Below are 19,954 nucleotides of genomic sequence, written 5' to 3' on the forward strand. Positions count from 1 at the left end.
CGCAGCCCTACAGCCCTAGCCCGCCGATGCAGACATATTTGGTGTCGAGGTAATCCTCGATGCCCTGATGCCCGCCTTCCCTGCCGAGGCCTGATTCCTTCACGCCGCCGAAGGGTGCTTCCACGGCGGTGATGACACCTTCATTGACGCCGACCAGCCCGTATCTCAGCCCTTCCATCACGCGGAATGCGCGGCCCAGATCGGACGTGTAGAAATAGCAGGCCAGGCCGAAGACCGTATCGTTGGCCAACGCCACGCCGTCCTCCTCCTTCTCGAAACGGAAGATGGGCGCGACCGGGCCGAAGATTTCTTCCTGCATGAAGCGCATTTGCGGCGTCGCTTCGGTGATGATGGTCGGCTCGAAGAATGTGCCGCCGAGCGCATGCCGGCTGCCGCCCGTGGCCACCTTGCCGCCCTTGGAGGTGGCGTCGGAGATGAATTCCTCGACCTTTTCCACCGCCTTGTCGTCGATCAGCGGTCCCTGCTGGGTGCCATCGTCGAGGCCGGAGCCGACCTTCAGCCGCTTCGTCTCCTCCACCATCTTCTCGACGAAGCGGTCGTAGATGCCCGCCTGCACGAAAAGCCGGTTCGTGCACACGCAGGTCTGCCCGGAATTGCGGTATTTGGCCGCGATGGCGCCCTGCACAGCCCGGTCAAGATCGGCATCGTCGAAGACCAGGAAGGGCGCGTTGCCGCCAAGCTCCATCGACACCTTCTTCACCGTGTCAGCCGACTTCTTCAACAGCACCTTGCCGACTTCGGTGGACCCCGTGAACGTTATCTTGCGCACGAGAGGATTCGAGCAAAGCTCGTCGCCGATCTGCGAGGCCGAGCCCGTCACGATGTTGACGACACCTTTGGGTATGCCGGCCTCCTCGCACAGAACGCCCCAGGCAAGACCCGAATACGGTGTCTGCGAAGCCGGCTTGGCGACCGCCGTGCAGCCGGCCGCGATCGCCGGTCCAAGTTTGCGCGCCAACATGGAGGAAGGAAAGTTCCACGGCGTAATGGCGCCGACAACGCCGACCGGCTCCTTGGTTACCATGATGCGGCGGTCCGCCCAGGGCGAAGGTACCGTATCGCCATAGATGCGGCGGCCTTCTTCGGCATACCACAGCACATAGGACGCGGACATGCCGACCTCGCCCTTGGCCTCGGCGAACGGCTTGCCCTGCTCCATAACCAGGAGCTCCGCCAAGGCATCCTGATTGTCCATGATCACGTCATGCAGCTTGCGCAGCATCCGGGCGCGCTCGGCGGCGGATGTTTTCCTGAAACTCCCGAAAGCTTCCTGCGCGGCCTCGATGGCGCGCCGTGTCTCGGCCCCGCCGGCCTTCGGCACACCGCCAATGCGCTGGCCGTTGGCCGGATTGACGACGTCGATCATCTCGCCCGAATCGGCGCCGACCCAGGCCCCGCCGACATAATTGGCTTCCTTCAGAAAATGGCTTGTCTTCTGCAGCATAAATACCTCCTCGACGGTTCAGCGCACCGCTTCCATAGAATGAATACCGGTCAAGGTAACGTGGGGCATCACCGGGCCGGCAGCAAGCGTCCCCCTCATACCAACCCCGCCTGAAATCTAGTGCCAGCCCCTACCGGGACAAGGCCTGCCCGGCCTAGCCGAACACCCATTGCGCGATCGATAGCCAGAAGGCGGTGGTCAGCACCGCCAACGCCGTTCCGATGGTCGTGGTGTTGGAAGCTAGCGCCTGACCGGTGCCGAACTGGGAGGCAATCAGATAGGGGTTGACGCCAGTGGGTAGCGAGGCGGCGGCCACCACCACCTTGGCGCTCATCGGCGGAAGGCCGATGAGCTTGGCGAGCACCAGCGCGGCAGCCGGCATGAGAAACAGCTTGAGAAAAGCAACCGCCATGGCCGGCTTCACATTGCCGGAAATACCGTAGCGGCGAAGCCCGAGCCCCATGGCGAACAGCGCGACGGGGCCGGCAACATTGGCAAGCGAATCCACGAGCCGCGACATCAGCGATGGCATTTCCATGCCGATGAAGCGCCACAAGAGCCCGCAGACAATGCCGATGATGAGCGGATTGGAGAACATCTTGCGGGCGAAATCCGCCAGCAGCTCGCGCGGGGACGCCTTGGGACCGGCCACCGGCCCGACGAGCCCGAACAGGAGGATCGACATGCCAATCACGATTGGCAGGTGGATCGAGACGATCAGCGACAGCGTCTCGAACCCCCGCTGCCCATAGACGCCAAGCATGAAGGGAATGCCCAGCAGAACCAGATTGGAGAACCCTCCGGCAAGCCCGCCCACGACGCCGGCCTGCTTCTCGCGCTTGAACACATACACGACCATGAGCTGCGAGACCGTCCATGTGGCGGCAATGGCCGGGAAATATGCCGCCCATAGGCCCCATGGCAGGCCATCGCCGAAATCGGCATTGGCCATGGTGCGGAACAGAAGCAGCGGAACCGCCACCGACACGGCGAAGGCGGTAAGCGCCTCGCCAGTCGCCTCGTTCAGGAAACTGCGCCACCCACTGGCATAGCCAAGCGCGACAAGACCGAATACGAAGGCGATGGTTTCGACAAGGGATGACATCTCCCCCGCCATAAGCCGAGTCCGCATCCGGGTAAAGCTCAAGCAGGATGTGCGGGTTTCCCTCAAACACGTATCGATCATATATGTATGGTTGATACTCGATACAGGATTGCCGAATGTTACGCTGGTTGCCTCTCCTTCTCGCGCTCCTCATGGCCCCGGCCCAGGCCACCGAAGCGGGGTGGGCGCTGCTTCGCAACGGCGGCCAGGTGGTTCTGCTCAACCATGCCGATGCGCCCGGGACGGGCGATCCCGCAGGCTTCGAGATCGGCAATTGCGCCACACAGCGCAATCTTTCCGCACGTGGGCGACAGCAGGCCAAACGCATCGGTGCACTGTTTTTTGCGCGCGCAGCACCCGTCGGCCAGGTCCTGACCAGCCGCTATTGCCGGACGCGGGACACGGCCGAGTTCGCCTTCGGCGACAGCGTCCTGGAGGACTTCGAGCCGCTGGACCAGCTCTCGCCCGACCCTGAAGCCGCCGCGGCGCAAATCGACGCAACACTGGAGCGGATATTGGGCTATACCGGCTCCGGGAATCTCGTAATGGTGACGCACCCTTCCAACATCGAGGCGCTGACCGGCGTGCGGCCCCGCGACGGCGAAGCTGTAATCCTGGCACGCGGCGAGGACAGCGTCAGTGCAGCCGCGCGCATCGCCTTCAACTGAGCACAACGGCCGCTTGCCGCCCATCAGCCCTTTTCCTGCCGCAAAAAACCGATTACAGAGCCGCTCATCCGCAAGCTGAAACGAATCTCCCCACACCGAGGGACCTGCCGTGACCACGACATTCGACAAAGTAGCCGACATTATTTCCGAGACCAGCGAGATCGACCGCGAAAAGATCTCGCCGGAAAGTCATACGATTGACGATCTGGGCATCGATAGCCTCGATTTTCTCGACATCGTCTTCGCCATCGACAAGGAATTCGGGATCAAGGTGCCCTTGGAGAAATGGACCCAGGAGGTCAACGACGGAAAGGTTTCCACCGAGGAATATTTCGTCATGAAGAACCTCTGCTCCAAGATCGATGATCTGGTCGCCGCGAAAGCCGCCTGAGCCCAATCCATCGGGCCGCCCGCGGAACCGCCAGAAAATGAGGCCGATATGAACCCGAACGACGTCGTCATCACCGGCATCGGCATCGTGTCGTCGCTCGGCCTTGGCGTTGAGGAACACTGGAACGCGCTGGCCGACCCGAAACCGGTCCTCGATGGCGAACGCTTCGCGCCCTATGTCGTCCATCCCCTGCCCGAGATCGACTGGAGCACGCAGATCCCGAAGCGCGGCGATCAGCGGCAGATGGAAACGTGGCAACGGCTGGGCACCTACACGGCCGGCCTCGCACTGGCCGATGCGGGCATGAAGGAAGACGAAGCGCTCTGCGCCTCGATGGACATGGTGGTGGCCGCCGGCGGCGGCGAACGCGACATCGATGTCGATCAGGGCATCCTCGATGCCTCGCTGACCCGCAACGACCATGACGTGCTGCTCAACGAGAAGCTGACGACGGAACTGCGCCCTACCCTCTTCCTGGCGCAGCTTTCCAATCTGCTGGCCGGCAACATCTCCATCGTTCACAAGGTCACCGGCTCCTCGCGCACCTTCATGGGTGAGGAAGGAGCGGGCGTTTCCGCCGTGGAAACCGCCGCCGCCCGCATCCGCTCCGGTCAGTCGAGCCACCTTCTGGTGGGTGCGGCCTTCCAGACCGAGCATCCCGACATGCTGCTCGCCTACGAGTTGGCCGGCTTCCTCCAGCGCGGCGACTGGTCATCCGTCTGGGCACGGCACGAACAGGACGGCGGCGGCGTCATCACCGGTTCCGGCGCTGCCTTCCTGGTGCTCGAATCGCGCGAACACGCACAAAAGCGCGGCAGGGAGGCCTACGCCGCTATCGGGCCCGTCGTATCGGGCCGTGCGTCGCGCGAAGATGCAGCATTGGAGACCGGCCTTCGCACGATGGTCGAAACGCTGGGCGATGCGCCGACCCTAGCGCTCTCCGGCGCATCGGGCGCACACTCGGTCACGGCCCTAGAACGGCGCTTGCTCGAGGAGCGGGACAATCTGGCCGTGCGCGGCTTCTCTTCGCTGACCGGCCACCTGAAAGAGGCCCAGTTTCCCTTCGCGGTGGCACTGGCGGCCATGGCCATTCACAAACAGGCGGCCTATCCCGCCTTCGACCCCGACCGCGAAAAATCGACCGACGCCGCACCTTCCACCATATTGGCCACCGCCATCGGCTACAACTGCTTCGAAGGCATGGGCCTCGTGGTCAAGGCCTGACAGAAAGGGCGCGCCCATGAAGACGACCGACAAATTTGGAAGGCCCCTCGTCGCCGTGACAGGCATGGGCGTGGTCACATCGCTCGGCCAGGGCAAGAAGGACAATTGGGAGGCGCTGACCAGCGGCCGCTCCGGCATCCACGCCATCACCCGTTTTCCGGTCGACCACCTGGCGACGAAGATTTCCGGCATGGTCGATTTTCTCGAAGAGAGCGACAAGGGAGCAAGCCGCCTCACCTACGCGCTGGCCGACCTTGCCGCGAGCGAGGCGCTGGCCGAATCCGGACTGCCCGCCACCAATTTCGCCGGTCCGCTGTTTCTGGCCGCCCCGCCCGTGGAGATCGACTGGCACCATCGGCTGAGCCTTTACGCCCGTTCCGACAAGGGCGGAGACTGGCGTAGCCTGATCGAGGCCGCGCGCAAGCTGCGCGACAGCGAACTATTCGACGAAACGCAATTCGCCACGATCGCCGACCGGCTGGCCGATAAATACGGCACGCGCGGCCTGCCCATCACGCTTTCGACCGCATGCGCCTCCGGAGCCACAGCGATCCAGCTCGGCACGGAGGCCATCCGCCGCGGCGAATGCGACCGGGCGCTGGCTATAGGCGCGGACGGTTCGGCGACGGCGGAGGCGCTTATCCGCTTTTCGCTGCTTTCGGCGCTCACCACCCAGAACGATCCGCCGGAAAAGGCATCCAAGCCCTTCTCCAAGGACCGCAGCGGCTTCGTGCTGGCCGAAGGCTCTGGCGCGCTGGTGCTGGAATCCCTGGAAAGCGCGCTGGCGCGCGGAGCCGATGTGCTGGGCATCATGCGCGGCTGCGGCGAGAAGGCTGACGATTTCCACCGCACCCGCTCCAAGCCCGACGGCTCTCCCGCCATCGCCGCCGTGCGCGCCGCCCTCGACGATGCCGGCATGAGCACCGACGAGATCGAGTACATCAACGCCCACGGCACATCGACCCAGGAAAACGAGAAGATGGAGCATCTTTCGCTCTCGACCGTTTTCGGCGAGCGGATCAGCGCCATCCCGATTTCCTCCAACAAATCGATGATCGGCCATACGCTGTCGGCCGCCGGCGCGATCGAGGCGGTGTTCTCCTTCATGACCATGCGCGAAGGCGTGATCCCGCCCACCATCAATTACGAGGTTCCGGACCCGGCGATCGAGCTGGACGTGGTGCCCAATATCAAGCGCGCGGCCGATGTCGCGGCCGTCCTGTCGAACTCGTTCGGCTTCGGCGGCCAGAATGCCTGCCTTGTCATGGCGCGTGAAGCCGGATAAGTCGGCAGCCTTTCAAAGGAACGACATTTCATGCGCGCACTGCAACTCGTCGCCGACCGCAAGCTCGAACTGAGCGAGGTTCCGCCCCCGCCCCCGCCGGGCCAGGGCGAGGTGACGGTCAATATCCGGGCCGTGGCGCTCAACCATATCGATGTGTGGGGCTGGCGCGGAATGGCCTTTGCCAAGCGCAAGCTGCCCCTGACCGTAGGTGCCGAGGCCTCGGGTGTGGTCGACGCCGTAGGCGCTGGCGTGAGCGGCCTCCTGCCCGGCCAACTGGTCTCGATCTACGGTGCGCGCACCTGCGGGCTTTGCCGCCCCTGCCGCGAAGGCCGCGACAATCTTTGCGAACATGTGGGCGGCGTGCACGGCTTCCATCTCGACGGCTTCGCCCAGGAAAAGATCAACCTGCCGGCGCGCCTGCTGGTCCCCGCCCCGCCCGGCGTCGACGAGATCGGCGCGGCGGTGGCGCCCGTGACCTTCGGCACCGTTGAGCACATGCTGTTCGACAACGCGAAGCTGCAGCCCGGCGAGACGATCCTGGTCCACGCAGGAGGCTCGGGCATCGGATCGGCGGCGATCCAGCTCGCCAAGCGCATGGGCTGCACCGTCATCACCACCGTAGGCTCGGATGTCAAGATCGAGCGAGCCAAGGCGCTGGGCGCCGACCACGTCATCAACTACCGCGAAGACCGCTTCGAAGGCGCGGTGCGCAAGATCACCAGGAAGCGTGGCGTCGATGTGGTGTTCGAGCATGTGGGCGCCGACACCTGGGCGGGATCGATGCTCTGCCTGAAGCGCGGCGGCCGGCTTGTCACCTGCGGCTCCACCTCCGGCGTGTCGACCAGCATGAATCTCATGCAGCTCTTCCAGCAGCAATTGAAGCTGTTCGGTTCCTTCGGCTGTCGCATGGAGAACATGGCCGACGCAATGCAGAAGATGGCTGCCGGACTGGTCGCGCCCGTCATCGACACGGAAGTCGGCATCAGTGAGATCGACAAGGCGCTCGCGCGCATGGAAGGGCGCGACGTCTTCGGCAAGATAATCCTGCGCCTCGAATAGGATGAAACCGTTTCTGGTCAGGCTCGGCCGTATGCTCAAGACGGCTGAACACTGGGTGAGCGCCCAGCTCATGCTGGCCATTCTGGCACTGCTGCGCCGACTGCCTCCCGAAAAGGCGCTGGACTTTGCCGAGAATGCCGCGCGCAAGGTCGGCCCGAAACTGGGCCGTCATCGCGTGGCAATGGGCAATCTGCGCCAGGCCTATCCCGACAGAAAGCCCGAGGAACTGGAAACGGTCGCCTCGGACATGTGGGCCAACATGGCGCGTCTGGCGGTCGAGTATGTTTTTCTCGACAAGCTGTTCGACTACGATCCGGACGCCGCCGAGCCCGGCCGGGTGGAGGTCAAGGGCCGCGAGATTTTTGAGCGTGTGCGCGACGAGGACGGTCCGCACATCTTCTTCACCGGCCATCTCGGCAATTTCGAGTTTCTGCCGATAGCCGCCTCGACATTCGGCCTGGGTATAACTTCCCTGTTCCGCGCGCCCAACAATCCCTATGTCGCCGATTACGTTCACAAGACGCGCAGTTCTTCCATGGGAAAGCTGCTCGCATCCCGTTCAGGGGTCGCCTTGCAACTGGCCCGGATTCTGGAAGACGGCGGCAATATCGGCGCACTGGTCGACCAGAAATTCATGCGCGGCGTCCCGACCCGCTTTTTCGGCCGCCCGTGCCAGACGAGCCCGCTGGTGCCGAAACTCGCCCGGCAATATGAGTGCGACGTCTATCCGGCCCGCTGCATCCGCCTGCCCGGCGGCCGTTTCCGGCTCGAAGTTGAAGACAAGCTGACATTGCCGCGCGACGACACGGGCGCCGTTGACGTCGACCGCATGGCCCAGCAGCTCAACGACGTCGTCGAGCGGTGGGTGCGCGAGGATCCCGGCCAGTGGATGTGGTTCCACAAACGCTGGGACATACGTTGATACGTTGCACCAGAGCGAAGACCGGGGCCGCGCTCTACGATGCTCTTCCGATAGATCCCGGATAGCCCTTCGGGCTTCCAGGAACGAGGAGAACCTATCCCGCTCTGCCGCTACAGCTATCAATCCACTACCACGACCCGCGTATTGCCCGGCCCCACCTGCTTGACCAGCGAATAAAGCCGCGCCGCGTTGGACGTATGCAGCCGCACACAGCCGTGCGACGCGGGGCTTCCAAGCCTGCTGATGGCGTTGGTTCCGTGGATCGCATAGCCGCGATGATAGAAGATCGAATACGGCATCGGCGACATGTCGTATTTGCGCGAATGCCACATGCGATGCATGCGCTTCGGCCGCCACTGGCCGCGCGGCGTGACATAGCCGCGCCGTGCGGTCGACACCTTCCAGCGATAGATCACCCGGCCCCGATGTAGCACCGTCATCGTCTGGCTGGAAACGTCCACCTTCGCCACCAGCTTGGCAGCAACACTTTCCCCTCCGGATCCAAACATGATCGCTGCCGCGACCATGGCACCTCCGATAAGCTTTCGCATATCATCCCCCTGCCCATGTTGCGCCGACCAGTATAGTCGGCCCCGCCAACGCAAGAATTAAGCATCAAATGAAAATTTTGTGCAATTATCGGCTGATCATGTCCTGGTGACGAAGCAGGAGGCAGGCTCTGGCGTGATCGGTTGGGCCCTCTGGCCCCTTGCCAGATTGAGCGCCAACCGGCCCAATTCCGCCATGTTCGAGAATCTCTACCGCGCTATAGAAGACCGCACCGAAGAACTCGTTGCGCTGACCTCCGACCTCATCCGCTTCCCCACGGTCAATCCACCGGGTGAGGCCTATACGCCATGCGCCGAATTCATCGCGCGCCGCCTCGCCGCAAAGGGCTTCCAGACGCTGTTCATGCGCGGTGAAGGCACGCCCGGCGACAGCGACCGCTATCCACGGACCAATGTCATTGCCCGCAAGGAAGGCCGCGGTCCCGGCCCGACCGTTCATTTCAATTCGCATATCGACGTGGTCGAGGCCGGCGAAGGCTGGACGATGGATCCTTATGCGGGGCTCGTCCGCGACGGCAAAGTCTATGGGCGCGGTGCCTGCGACATGAAGGGCGGGCTGGCCGCCTCGATCATTGCGGCCGAAGCCTATATCGCCGTCAATCCGGGTTTCTCCGGCGCTATAGAGATTTCGGGCACCGTGGACGAAGAATCCGGCGGCTATGGCGGCGTCGCCTATCTGGCCTCCAAGGGCCTGTTCTCCAAGCCGCGCGTCGACCACGTCATCATTCCCGAGCCGCTGAACAAGGACCGCATCTGCCTTGGTCATCGCGGCGTCTGGTGGGCCGAGATCGAAACCCACGGCTCCATCGCCCATGGCGCCATGCCCTTCCTGGGCGATTCGGCGATCCGCCACATGGGCGCCGTTCTGCATGCCTTCGAGGAAGAGCTTTATCCCGCCCTCGACCGCAAGCAGACCCAGATGCCCGTGGTGCCGGAAGGCGCCCGCCGCTCGACGATGAACATCAATTCCGTCCATGGCGGCCAGACGGAGGACTTCTTCCCCGGTCTGCCGTCGCCCAATGTCGCCGATTCCTGCCGCCTCGTGGTCGACCGCCGCTTCCTGATCGAGGAGGACATCGCCGAGGTGAAGGGCGAAATCGTCGCCATCCTGGAAGGGCTGAAGAAGAAGCGCCCGCGCTTCGACTACGCCATCCGCGACCTAATGGAAGTGCTGCCGACCATGACCGAGCGAGACGCGCCGGTGCCGGAGGCGCTGGCCGGTGCCATTCGCCAGGTGTTCGGCCGCGAGCCGGACTACGTGATTTCACCCGGCACCTACGACCAGAAGCACGTCGCCCGCCTTGGTCATTTGCACGATTGCGTGGCCTATGGCCCCGGCATTCTGGACCTTGCCCACCGCCCGGACGAATGGGTGGGCATCGATGACATGGTGGAATCGGCCAAGGTCATGGCCATCGGCATCGACGCCCTTTTGAACGGGGCCGCCAAGTCCGCCGTATAAGCCGATTTACTCGACAGCCAATTCGCGCTTTCATGCGCGCGATGGCGTTTATGCGGCAAAGCAAGAAGAGGAAGCGTCTTTGTGCGGCCCAATGGACGTACGGCGCTCCAGAGCCGCTCGCAATGTCGGGCGGCTCGCAATTTGGGAGATGAGAAGAATGAAGAAACTGGCTGCATTCCTGGGCGCGACCGCAGTCGTCGCGGCGATGAGCAGCGCGGCATATGCCGCGCGCACGGACCTCGTCCTGGGCGTCGTCCTGGAACCGCCGCATCTCGACCCGACCGCCGGCGCCGCGGCAGCCATCGACGAGATCGTCTACGCCAATGTCTTCGAGGGCCTGACACGCATCGGCCAGAACGGCGAAGTGCAGCCAGCGCTGGCCGAGAGCTGGGAAATCTCCGACGACGGCAAGTCATATACGTTCAAGCTGCGCGAAGGCGTGACCTTTCACGACGGCACCAGCTTCGAGGCCGAGGACGTGAAGTTCACCCTCGAACGCGCCATGGCGGACGATTCGACCAATGCGCAGAAGGTCCTGTTCTCGGCCATCGAAAGCGTGGAGGCGGTCGATCCGGCGACCCTCAAGGTGACGCTCGATCATCCGCAGGGCTCATTCCTCTACAATATGGGCTGGGGCGATGCCGTCGTGGTGGCGCCGGAAACGGCGGACGGCAACAAGGAAAAACCCGTCGGCACCGGCCCCTTCAAATTCGAGAACTGGGCCAAGGGTTCCTCCGTCACCATCGTGAAGAACCCCGACTATTGGGGCGAGCCGGTGGCGCTCGACAAGGCGGAGTTCCGTTTCATCCCCGATGCGGCGGCCGCCATTCCGGCCCTCCTATCGGGCGATGTGCATGCTTTCCCCATGTTCCCGGCCGATGCGGTCACACAGGTCCAGGGCGACCCCCGTTTCGAGGTGGTGATCGGCGCCACCGAAGGCGAAACGATCCTCGCCACCAACAACGGCAAAGAGCCCTTCAACGATTTGAAGGTGCGTCAGGCCATCGCCCACGCGCTCAACCGCGACGAAATCATCATGGGCGCGTCGAACGGCTTCGGCGTTCCCATCGGCTCCCATTTCTCGCCGGCCAACGAGGCCTATGTCGACCTCACCGGCACCTACCCCTACGATGTCGAAAAGGCGAAGGCCCTGCTTGCAGAGGCCGGTTATCCAGATGGCTTTTCCGGCACACTCAAGCTTCCGCCACCGGCTTATGCGCGTCAGGGCGGCGAAGTCGTGGCCTCGCAGTTGCGGGAAATCGGCATCGATCTGGAGATCGTTCCCGTCGAATGGGCGCAATGGCTGGAACAGGTCTTCACCAACAAGGACTATGACCTGACGATCGTCTCCCATACCGAGCCCAACGACATCAACATCTACGCCCGCGACGACTACTACTTCAACTACGACAATGATGCGTTCGACGCGGTGATCGAGGAGCTCGACCGCGTCTCCGATCCGGATAAGCGCAACGAACTATACGCCAAGGCCCAGCGCATCATCGCCGAGGATGCGGTGAACGGCTTCATGTTCCAGCTGCCGAAGACCGGTGTGTGGGATGCGAAGCTGGAAGGCATGTGGGAAAACATGCCGATCCAGGCGAACGACCTGACCGGGGTGCGCTGGGCGGAATGAGCATAACAGGCACGGGTTTGGAGCCGCGCAGGCTGAATCGCAAGACATGATCCCATACCTTGCCAAGCGGCTCCTCACCGGGCTCCTGACGCTGCTTGCCGCTTCCATCATCGTCTTTTCGGTGCTGGAAGTGCTGCCGGGCGATCCGGCGCGCATCATGCTGGGCATGAATGCCAGTCCAGAGGCGCTGGCGGCGCTGCGCATGGAAATGGGCATCGACCAGCCCGTCCTGGCCCGCTACCTTGATTGGGTAGCCGGGCTGGCAACCGGCGATTTCGGCCGGTCCTACACCTATTCGACGCCCGTCATCGACCTGATCGCCGAGCGCGTCGCCGTCTCGCTGCCGCTGGCGCTGCTGGCGCTTGCGCTGTCGACGCTGATTGCCCTGCCGGTGGGCGTCTACGCCGCCTCGCGCCGGGGCACGCTCTCCGACACGCTGACCATGGGGCTGGCGCAGGTGGGTGTGGCCATCCCCAATTTCTGGTTCGCGATGCTGCTCGTCTATGTTTTTGCGGTCGGCTTGCGGCTGGTGCCCGCCGGCGGCTTTCCGGGCTGGGACCAAGGCATCCTGCAAGGGCTGGCGGCCCTCCTGCTACCCGCCGTGTCTCTGGCGCTGCCGCAGGCCGCCATTCTCGCCCGTGTCACCCGTTCGGCAATGCTGGAGGTGCTGGGCGAAGACTATATCCGCACCGCCCGCGCCAAGGGCCTGCCACGGCGGGCGGTTCTGTGGCGGCACGCGCTGCGGAACGCGCTCATCCCGGTGCTGACCATAATGGGCCTGCAGTTCGCTTTCCTGCTTGCCGGCACGATCATCATCGAGAACGTGTTCTACCTGCCGGGGCTGGGCCGCCTCGTCTTTCAGGCCATCAGCCAGCGCGATCTCATCGTCGTGGAAGGCGTGGTCATGCTGCTGGTCGCAACCGTCATTGCGGTGAACATGCTGGTCGACGTGTGCTACGCCATCGCCGATCCAAGACTGAGGACGGCGCGATGAGCCTTGATCCCGTTTTCATCGCGGGGCCTGAACGCCACATTCTGCGCCAGGCGCTCTCCAATCGCTCGTTCCTCATCGGCCTTGCCATCGTCGCGCTTGTGGCGGCCATGGCCATCGTCTCCTTCGTATGGACGCCCCACGATATCACGCGCCTTCAGGTTTCCGACCGCATGCAGGGCCTGTCGCTGGCCTACCCCTTCGGCACCGACCATCTCGGCCGCGACATCCTCTCCATGATCATGATCGGGGCGCGCAATTCCATCGCCGTGGCCATCCTTGCCGTCGGCATCGGCATCGGCCTCGGCGTGCCGCTGGGCTGCTGGGCCGCCGCGCGCGGCGGCTGGCTGGACGAGGCGGTGATGCGCGTCAACGACCTCGTCTTCGCCTTTCCCGCCCTTCTGTCGGCGGTGATGATCACCGCGATCTTCGGCCCCAGCGCGATCAATGCGATCATCGCCATCGGCATCTTCAATGTGCCGGTCTTTGCCCGCGTGGCCCGTGCCGGCGCGCTGGCCATCTGGCCGCGCGAATATGTGCTTGCCGCCCGCGCATCCGGCAAGGGCCGCTTCCTGATCACCGTCGAACACATATTGCCGAATATCGCCAGCGTGCTTCTGGTGCAGGGCACGATCCAGTTCGCGCTGGGCATACTGGCCGAGGCGGGCCTGTCTTATCTCGGCCTCGGCGCACAGCCGCCTATGCCTTCCTGGGGCCGCATGCTGTTCGACGCCCAGACCCGCATGGTAGTGGCCCCTCACCTGGCGCTCTTCCCCGGCCTTGCCATCGTCGTCACCGTGCTCGGGCTGAACCTGCTCGGCGATGGCCTCCGCGACGTGCTCGACCCCCGCGTGAGGCGCCAGCGATGAGCCTGCTCGAGATCGAGAATCTGTCGCTGGACATAGGCGGCACGCCCATCCTGAAGGATATCAGCCTGTCCATCGGGCGGGGTGAGGTCATGGGTCTGGTGGGGGAATCGGGTTCCGGCAAGTCGATGACGGCGCTTGCCGTCATGGGGCTTCTGCCACACGCCGCCCGTGCCAGGGGCAGCATCATGTTCGACGGAATAGACCTTGTGGCCGCGCCCGAGGCGGCCATGTGCCGGCTGCGCGGCGACGATCTGGGCATGGTCTTCCAGGAGCCGATGACGGCGCTCAACCCGGTCAAGACCATAGGCGAGCAGGTGGCGGAGGGCATTCGCTGGCATACCGGCGCCAACAGGGCCGACGCCGAGACGCGCGCCCGCGCCATGCTCCATCGCGTCGGCCTGCCCGAAGCGCAATTTCCGCTGACCCGCTATCCGCACGAGCTTTCCGGCGGCCAGCGCCAGCGCGTGGTGATCGCCATCGCCTGCGCGCTGAAGCCCAAGCTGCTGATCGCCGATGAACCCACCACCGCGCTCGACGTCGTGTTGCAGGCGCAGATCCTCAAGCTCTTGAAGAGCCTGGTGGCGGAGGACGGAATGAGCCTGCTTCTCATCTCCCACGATCTTGCCGTGGTGGCGGATATGGCCGAACGGATCACCATCATGCGCCATGGCGAGGTGATGGAGGCCGGCAACACCAAGCAGACGCTGTCGCAGCGTGCCCACCCCTATACGAGGCAGCTTGCCGAAGCCTCCACCCATGTTCCCCATCGCCCGCAATCACCCGGCCAATCCAAGCCCGCGCCCTTGCTGCAGGTAAAGGAGGTCGTGCGCGATTATCCGGTGCGCGCGCGTCGGCTTTTCACGCGCCCCGCGCCCTTCCGCGCGGTCGACCATGTCTCGTTCGAACTGCCCGCCGGGCGTTCGATGGCGCTGGTCGGGCGGTCGGGCTGCGGAAAATCCACCCTCGCCCGTATGATCCTGGCGCTGGATCGCCCGACGGCGGGCTCCATTCGTTTTCAGGGCGAAGCGCTGGAGGATAAGAGCGAGGATGCGCTCAGGCCGCACCGCCGCAACATGCAGGTCGTGTTCCAGGACCCCTACGGCTCCTTCAACCCGCGCCACAAGGTGGAACGGCTCGTCGCCGAGCCCCTGCACCTTTTGGACCGCAGGCCGTCGCCGGCGGAGCGCCGCGAGAGCGTGGCCGAGGCCCTGTCGCAGGTAGGGCTTTCGCCTGCCGACATGGAGAAATACCCGCATGAGTTCTCGGGCGGCCAGCGCCAGCGCATCTCCATCGCCCGCGCCATCATCACGAGGCCCAAGCTGATCGTGGCCGACGAGCCTGTCTCCGCGCTCGACGTTTCCATACGCGCCCAGGTGCTCGACCTCTTCGCCGACCTCAACGCCAGGCTCGGCGTGGCCTATCTCTTCATCACCCACGACCTGACCGTGGCGCGCGCCATTACCGACGAGGTGATGGTGATGCATGACGGCAGGATCGTCGAACGCGGGCCGACGGCGCGCGTGCTCCATCACCCCGAGACCGTGCCCGCCCGCGCCCTCATCGATGCCGCCCCCGATCTCGAACGCGCCCTGCAGAGGCAAGGCGCCGCCTGAGGCGCAAGGACGCTGCGCTAAAGCATTTTGCAGTCAGATGGAATCATCTGACGTCCGCATAAATGCGGAAAAACAAGAAGATAGAGCGCCATGCGTCCGAACGGACGCATGGCGCTCTAGATTCCATCTTCCTCGATGTCCAAGAGCACGGCAACGCGGCTGCGGGCCCGCTCGATATGCGGCTTCAGCGCCTCGTCGTGTCGGCAGATGGCCATGATCGTGCGGCCGAGAGCCACCTTTTCCGGCCGGGGCTTTTCCTGAAAATGCGCCGCCGCGCCGGCCGCACCCGCCTCGCCGAGGGCGCGCAAGGAGACGTAGATTTCCAGGAAATCCGCTTCATTGAGGCCGAAGGCGCGGCGGGCGACCCGTCGCAGCACCGTCATCGTATTCTTGTCCGGTGCGCCGTCCGACAAGACCAGCCGCAGGAGCAGCAACACTTCAGCGGCATCTGCCGCCGGGTCAGCAGCGGGTGCGGAGGGAACCTCGCGGTCCGGTTCTTTTGCGGAAACCATGCCGCCCCTTTCCGACTTCCGGTGCTGGCACAAGCGAAATCTCCTTGCACCTGGCGCCGGTCTGTGATGCAAGTCCGCCTCTTGCCTTTGCAGGTTAATATTGCCAAATGTTTGACATATTCGGTGAAACGCTCGTTCTCCTTGCTTTCGCCGCTTTTTTTGCCGGCTTCATCGACGCGATTGCAGGCGGCGGTGGTCTGGTAACGATCCCTGCCCTGCTTCTGGCCGGCTTCAGCCCCATAGAATCACTCGGCACCAACAAGTTGCAGGGCCTTTTCGGCTCCGGCTCTTCGGTGATCGCCTACGCAGCCAAGGGCCATGTCGACCTCAAGGCACAATTGCCGTGGGCGCTGCTTTCGTTTCTCGCCTCCATCGGCGGGGCGGCGCTCGCGACCATCCTGCCCGGCGCGGTTCTTGAAACGATACTGCCGCTGCTTCTGATCGGCATCGCCGTCTATTTCGCGCTAAAGCCCGATATGGACGATCTCGACCGGATACGCCGCATTTCGCCCGCCTTGTTCGGCTTCACGGTCGTGCCTCTGATCGGCTTTTACGACGGCGCGTTCGGGCCGGGAACCGGCTCCTTTTTCATGATCGCCTTCGTCGCCTTTGCCGGCTTCGGCGTCTTGAAGGCGACCGCGCACACCAAGCTTTTGAACTTCTCGTCGAATGTCGGCGGCTTCCTTGCTTTCGCGCTGGCGGGGGCGGTGGTCTGGAAGGCCGGGCTCGTCATGGGCGCGGCGCAATTCGCCGGCGCGCGGCTCGGCGCCTCGCTTGCCATGAAGAACGGCGCTAAGCTCATCAAACCACTGCTGGTGATCACCTGCATCGCGCTCGCCATCAAGCTCCTGACCGAGGACGGGAACCCGATCGCCGCCTATATTGGCCTATAACCGCCCGGTCAGCCTAGGAATTCACGCAGGCACAACTTTGTCGCGAGGATCCTATGACACTCAATGCACCGACCAAGCTCGTATTCCTGATCTCCCTTCTGATCGCCATCATCGCGCTCGTCGGCGCTTTCGGCTTCCTCGCGATGATTCCGATCTCGGCCGTCTGGATCATGACAGCCGCCTATGCGCTGCTGGCCCTGGCCTGCGTCTTGAGGGGAATCTAGCCCGCGCGAATACGCCAAAGGCTTCTGAGCTGGAACGAAGTGCGCTATCCTGCCCCGCATGGAGCGTACTTCCGACTTGGACGGGCCGGCGCCGCCTTCGACCGCCGACTGCCACTTTCTGCGCCGCCCGCCGCCACCGGCACTGGCTGGCGATGTCGTAGACATCTGCGACTATCGCGAGACCCGCCGGGCGCATTTCAGACAGCGCGGGCCAGCCTCTCTGGTCGTTCCGCTGGTCATCAGCTTCGGCGACCCCTTCGTCATCGGCCTCGGCCGAATGGCGGCGACGCATGAGCGGTATGGCACCTTTGCCGCCGGGCTTTTCGCAGGCCCTGTCTATATCGACAGCTTCGGCGCATCGGCATGTGTCCAGGTGAATTTTACCCCAAGGGGCGCACGGCGCTTTTTCGGGATGCCCTTGAGCGAACTGACCGCCCGCATGATCCCGCTCGACGCGCTTTTGGGCTCCGACGCAGAACGCCTGCGCGAAAGGCTGGCGCTCGAAAGAGCGCCCGTGCGCAGGCTGGACATCGTCGCCCGGTTCGTCGCCGACCGGCTTGCCGCCGCTCCCCCGCCCTGCGCTGCCGTCGGGCGGGCTATGGCCATGGTGGAATTCAGCCGTGGAAGGCTGCCCGTCGGCAGGATCGCGGCAGAAATCGGCTGGGGCCGCAAGCATCTCAACGAGCGCTTCAAGGCCGAGATCGGCCTTGGCCCGAAAGCGGTGGCCCGCATCGTCCGACTGGGCGCTACCATGCAAGCCATCGACAAGGCGCCCGTCCGCTGGGCAGAGATCGCCGACAGCGGCGGCTACTCCGACCAGGCGCATTTCATTCGTGAATGTCGGGCACTGGCCGGCGTCTCCCCGGCCGCCCTCCAGGATCTGCCGGCCCTCGGCTGACACCTAGGCCGAACAAGCGCGCAGGTAACATTTCTTCAAGACCGGGCTGGCGCAGCCGGCCTATCTTCGCGCGATCGACATCGGGAGAAACATCATGAATGAAAGCACTCGCCAGGCCCCTTCCATCTTTCCGACATTCCGCTACCGCGATGCCTCCGCCATGGTCGAATGGCTGGAAAAGGCGCTGGGTTTCACGGCCCGGGAAAAGCATATGGACGGAAACCGGGTGGCTCATGCCGAAATGGTGTTGGGCGCCTCGATCGTCATGCTGGGCGATGCGGCCGACGACGCCTATGGCGCGATGGTCGGCACATCGGGAGCAACCGGCGGAAAATCCACCTATATCGCCGTCGAGGACGCCACTGCAGCTTACGAGAAGGCCAAGGATGCGGGGGCGGAAATACTCCAGAAACTGGTGGAGCGATCCTATGGCAGCACCGAATTCATCTGCCGCGACCCCGAAGGCAATGTGTGGTGCGTCGGCACCTATTGGCCCAAGGCCGGCAACGTATCCTGATCGGCCTTTACCGTGCCAGCGCGAACAGACCGCTGCAGTCGAGATGTTGTTCCAGCGCGTCGGCGATCCCGTCGAGCGCGGTCTCCAGGCGCTCACGATAACCGGCGCTGGCCGCTTGGACGCCATAACCGGCAAGGAAGGCGCGGCGATAGGCATCGGCGGTGAAGATGCCATGCAGATAGGTGCCCCATACGCGCCCGTCCGCTGACGTCGCGCCCTCCGGCCGCCCCTCGACCAGCGCTACGGGCCGGGCGCAGTCGGGCCCGCTCGTCCGCCCCATATGTATCTCATAGGCGGAAATGGGCAGATCGCCGGCCACCGAAAGGGCGGTGACACCCTTAACCTTTTTTTCGGCGGCCATCACGGTATCGACATCGAGGAGGCCCAGGCCCTTTTCCTCGCCGCCGGCCCCGTCGTGGCCCTCGGGATCGCGCACCAGCCGGCCGAGCATCTGGAAGCCGCCGCACAGGCCGATCACCGACCCGCCGCGCCCGTGATGACGCAGGATGTCCTCGTCCCAGCCCTGGGCGCGCAGGAAGCGCATGTCGGCGACCGTCGACTTGGTGCCCGGCAGCACGATCAGGTCCGCATCGCGCGGCAGCGCGCGCCCCGGCGGCACGAAAACTACCTCCACGCCGGGTTCGGAGCCGAGCGGGTCGAGATCGTCGAAATTGGCGATGCGCGACAGCTTGGGAACGGCGATCCGCAATTGGACATCCGTACCCGTCGCCGCCCGCCGGTCGAGCGCGACCGCATCCTCGGGCGGCAGATGCGCCACCTGCGGCAGCCACGGTACGACGCCGAACGAGCGCCAGCCGGTGAAGCGGGTGATGGCTGACAGCCCGGCGTCGAACAATGAAACATCGCCGCGGAACTTGTTGATGATGAAACCCTCGATCGCCGCGCGGTCGCCTTCCGGCAGGATCAAATGGGTTCCGGCCAGCGCCGCGATCACGCCGCCCCGGTCTATGTCTCCCACCAGGATAACGGGCACGCCGGCCCTGGTGGCAAAGCCCATATTGGCGATATCGCGGTCGCGCAGATTGATTTCGGCCGGCGACCCGGCGCCTTCGACGATGACGAGGTCGGCGTCCTCACCCAGCTTGCGCCAGGAATCCATCACCGCCGCCAGCAATTGCTCCTTCAGCGCGCCATAGGCCGAGGCCTTCGCCTCGCCGAAGACGCGACCCTGCACGACGATCTGAGCACCGACATCGCTCTGCGGCTTGAGCAGGACGGGGTTCATGTGCACGTTCGGCCTGACGCCGCACGCCAGCGCCTGGAGCCATTGCGCCCGGCCGATTTCCCCTTCCACATTTGCCGCAGGAATCTCGGCGATCGCCGCGTTGTTCGACATGTTCTGCGGCTTGAAGGGACGCACCGTCAGCCCGCGATTGCGCGCCGCGCGGCAAAGGCCGGCCACCAGCACGGATTTGCCGACATCCGAGCCCGTTCCCTGCAGCATGATGGCGCGCGCCATGGAATCTCCTTCTGCACACCGACTGTGTGCGCCTTCGGATTGCGTACCCGACCCAATGCACTAGACTGCCGGATAAGAAAAGATGCCGGCAACCAGCATTTAGCAGTCAGGTGGAATCACTTGAAGTCAGCAAACATGCGGAAAAACAAGGAAGAGCGCTGTACGTTCAAG

At 64.2% G+C, this 19,954-nt stretch carries 20 protein-coding genes; 15 read left to right on the forward strand and 5 right to left on the reverse strand.

Going from position 1 to position 19,954, the window contains the following annotated elements; genetic code table 11:
- Window positions 1-7: 7 nt before the first annotated feature.
- Together N1058_RS12970 and N1058_RS12975 are read right to left on the reverse strand one after the other, a co-directional pair.
- Window positions 8-1,465: an NAD-dependent succinate-semialdehyde dehydrogenase gene (locus tag N1058_RS12970; protein ID WP_265517987.1), complete on the reverse strand. Its 1,458-nt coding sequence runs from the start codon at window positions 1,463-1,465 to the stop codon at window positions 8-10.
- 154 nt (window positions 1,466-1,619) lie between these two features.
- Window positions 1,620-2,570: an AEC family transporter gene (locus N1058_RS12975; RefSeq protein WP_265517988.1), complete on the reverse strand. Its 951-nt coding sequence runs from the start codon at window positions 2,568-2,570 to the stop codon at window positions 1,620-1,622.
- 116 nt (window positions 2,571-2,686) lie between these two features.
- On the opposite strand from N1058_RS12975, the gene N1058_RS12980 reads away from it, so the two are divergent.
- From N1058_RS12980 to N1058_RS13005, 6 genes are all read left to right on the forward strand, one after another.
- Window positions 2,687-3,238: a histidine phosphatase family protein gene (locus N1058_RS12980; RefSeq protein ID WP_265517989.1), complete on the forward strand. Its 552-nt coding sequence runs from the start codon at window positions 2,687-2,689 to the stop codon at window positions 3,236-3,238.
- 109 nt (window positions 3,239-3,347) lie between these two features.
- On the forward strand, window positions 3,348-3,629 hold the full coding sequence (locus N1058_RS12985) for an acyl carrier protein (RefSeq protein ID WP_265517990.1): 282 nt from the start codon (window positions 3,348-3,350) through the stop codon (window positions 3,627-3,629).
- Between the two features lie 48 nt (window positions 3,630-3,677).
- Entirely contained in the window at window positions 3,678-4,853 is a 1,176-nt protein-coding gene (locus N1058_RS12990; protein WP_265517991.1) for a beta-ketoacyl-ACP synthase, read from the forward strand.
- A 16-nt stretch (window positions 4,854-4,869) separates the two neighbouring features.
- Window positions 4,870-6,138 carry a beta-ketoacyl-ACP synthase gene (locus N1058_RS12995; protein WP_265517992.1) on the forward strand — a complete coding sequence of 423 codons (1,269 nt, stop codon included), beginning with the start codon at window positions 4,870-4,872 and terminating at the stop codon, window positions 6,136-6,138.
- Between the two features lie 30 nt (window positions 6,139-6,168).
- A complete protein-coding gene (locus N1058_RS13000; protein ID WP_265517993.1) occupies window positions 6,169-7,197 on the forward strand; it encodes a zinc-binding dehydrogenase in 1,029 nt (342 codons plus the stop codon).
- A gap of 1 nt (window position 7,198) precedes the next feature.
- The gene (locus N1058_RS13005) at window positions 7,199-8,119 is read left to right on the forward strand and encodes a lipid A biosynthesis lauroyl acyltransferase (protein ID WP_265517994.1); all 921 of its coding nucleotides are present in this window, start codon (window positions 7,199-7,201) and stop codon (window positions 8,117-8,119) included.
- A 119-nt stretch (window positions 8,120-8,238) separates the two neighbouring features.
- Here N1058_RS13005 and N1058_RS13010 read toward each other — a convergent pair whose 3' ends face one another.
- Window positions 8,239-8,670, reverse strand: a complete 432-nt coding sequence (locus N1058_RS13010; RefSeq protein ID WP_265517995.1) for a L,D-transpeptidase — start codon at window positions 8,668-8,670, stop codon at window positions 8,239-8,241.
- A 193-nt stretch (window positions 8,671-8,863) separates the two neighbouring features.
- Here N1058_RS13010 and N1058_RS13015 point away from each other — a divergent pair, with 193 nt between their 5' ends.
- From N1058_RS13015 to N1058_RS13035, 5 genes are all read left to right on the forward strand, one after another.
- Entirely contained in the window at window positions 8,864-10,150 is a 1,287-nt protein-coding gene (locus tag N1058_RS13015; protein ID WP_265518198.1) for an acetylornithine deacetylase/succinyl-diaminopimelate desuccinylase family protein, read from the forward strand.
- A gap of 157 nt (window positions 10,151-10,307) precedes the next feature.
- A complete protein-coding gene (locus tag N1058_RS13020; protein WP_265517996.1) occupies window positions 10,308-11,786 on the forward strand; it encodes an ABC transporter substrate-binding protein in 1,479 nt (492 codons plus the stop codon).
- Window positions 11,787-11,832: 46 nt separating this feature from the next.
- Window positions 11,833-12,780, forward strand: coding sequence for an ABC transporter permease (locus N1058_RS13025; RefSeq protein WP_265517997.1), 948 nt, complete (start codon window positions 11,833-11,835; stop codon window positions 12,778-12,780).
- Window positions 12,777-13,646, forward strand: coding sequence for an ABC transporter permease (locus N1058_RS13030; RefSeq protein ID WP_265517998.1), 870 nt, complete (start codon window positions 12,777-12,779; stop codon window positions 13,644-13,646). The genes N1058_RS13025 and N1058_RS13030 overlap by 4 nt, the downstream gene beginning before the upstream one ends.
- Window positions 13,643-15,259, forward strand: a complete 1,617-nt coding sequence (locus N1058_RS13035) for an ABC transporter ATP-binding protein (protein ID WP_265517999.1) — start codon at window positions 13,643-13,645, stop codon at window positions 15,257-15,259. The genes N1058_RS13030 and N1058_RS13035 overlap by 4 nt, the downstream gene beginning before the upstream one ends.
- Window positions 15,260-15,375: 116 nt before the next feature.
- Here N1058_RS13035 and N1058_RS13040 read toward each other — a convergent pair whose 3' ends face one another.
- The gene (locus N1058_RS13040; RefSeq protein WP_265518000.1) at window positions 15,376-15,771 is read right to left on the reverse strand and encodes a hypothetical protein; all 396 of its coding nucleotides are present in this window, start codon (window positions 15,769-15,771) and stop codon (window positions 15,376-15,378) included.
- 107 nt (window positions 15,772-15,878) lie between these two features.
- On the opposite strand from N1058_RS13040, the gene N1058_RS13045 reads away from it, so the two are divergent.
- The 4 genes from N1058_RS13045 (at window position 15,879) to N1058_RS13060 (ending at window position 18,303) form a co-directional block, all read left to right on the forward strand.
- Window positions 15,879-16,664, forward strand: coding sequence for a TSUP family transporter (locus tag N1058_RS13045; RefSeq protein ID WP_265518001.1), 786 nt, complete (start codon window positions 15,879-15,881; stop codon window positions 16,662-16,664).
- Window positions 16,665-16,717: 53 nt separating this feature from the next.
- Window positions 16,718-16,888 carry a hypothetical protein gene (locus tag N1058_RS13050; protein WP_265518002.1) on the forward strand — a complete coding sequence of 57 codons (171 nt, stop codon included), beginning with the start codon at window positions 16,718-16,720 and terminating at the stop codon, window positions 16,886-16,888.
- Window positions 16,889-16,964: 76 nt separating this feature from the next.
- Window positions 16,965-17,786, forward strand: a complete 822-nt coding sequence (locus N1058_RS13055; protein ID WP_265518003.1) for a helix-turn-helix domain-containing protein — start codon at window positions 16,965-16,967, stop codon at window positions 17,784-17,786.
- Between the two features lie 94 nt (window positions 17,787-17,880).
- Window positions 17,881-18,303: a VOC family protein gene (locus N1058_RS13060; protein ID WP_265518004.1), complete on the forward strand. Its 423-nt coding sequence runs from the start codon at window positions 17,881-17,883 to the stop codon at window positions 18,301-18,303.
- Window positions 18,304-18,310: 7 nt separating this feature from the next.
- Here the strand turns inward: N1058_RS13060 and N1058_RS13065 are convergent, their stop codons facing one another.
- The gene (locus N1058_RS13065) at window positions 18,311-19,783 is read right to left on the reverse strand and encodes a cobyric acid synthase (protein WP_265518005.1); all 1,473 of its coding nucleotides are present in this window, start codon (window positions 19,781-19,783) and stop codon (window positions 18,311-18,313) included.
- Window positions 19,784-19,954: the final 171 nt, after the last annotated feature.

Source organism: Nitratireductor luteus, assembly GCF_026162365.1.
GTDB classification, from domain to species: Bacteria; Pseudomonadota; Alphaproteobacteria; order Rhizobiales; family Rhizobiaceae; genus Chelativorans; species Chelativorans luteus.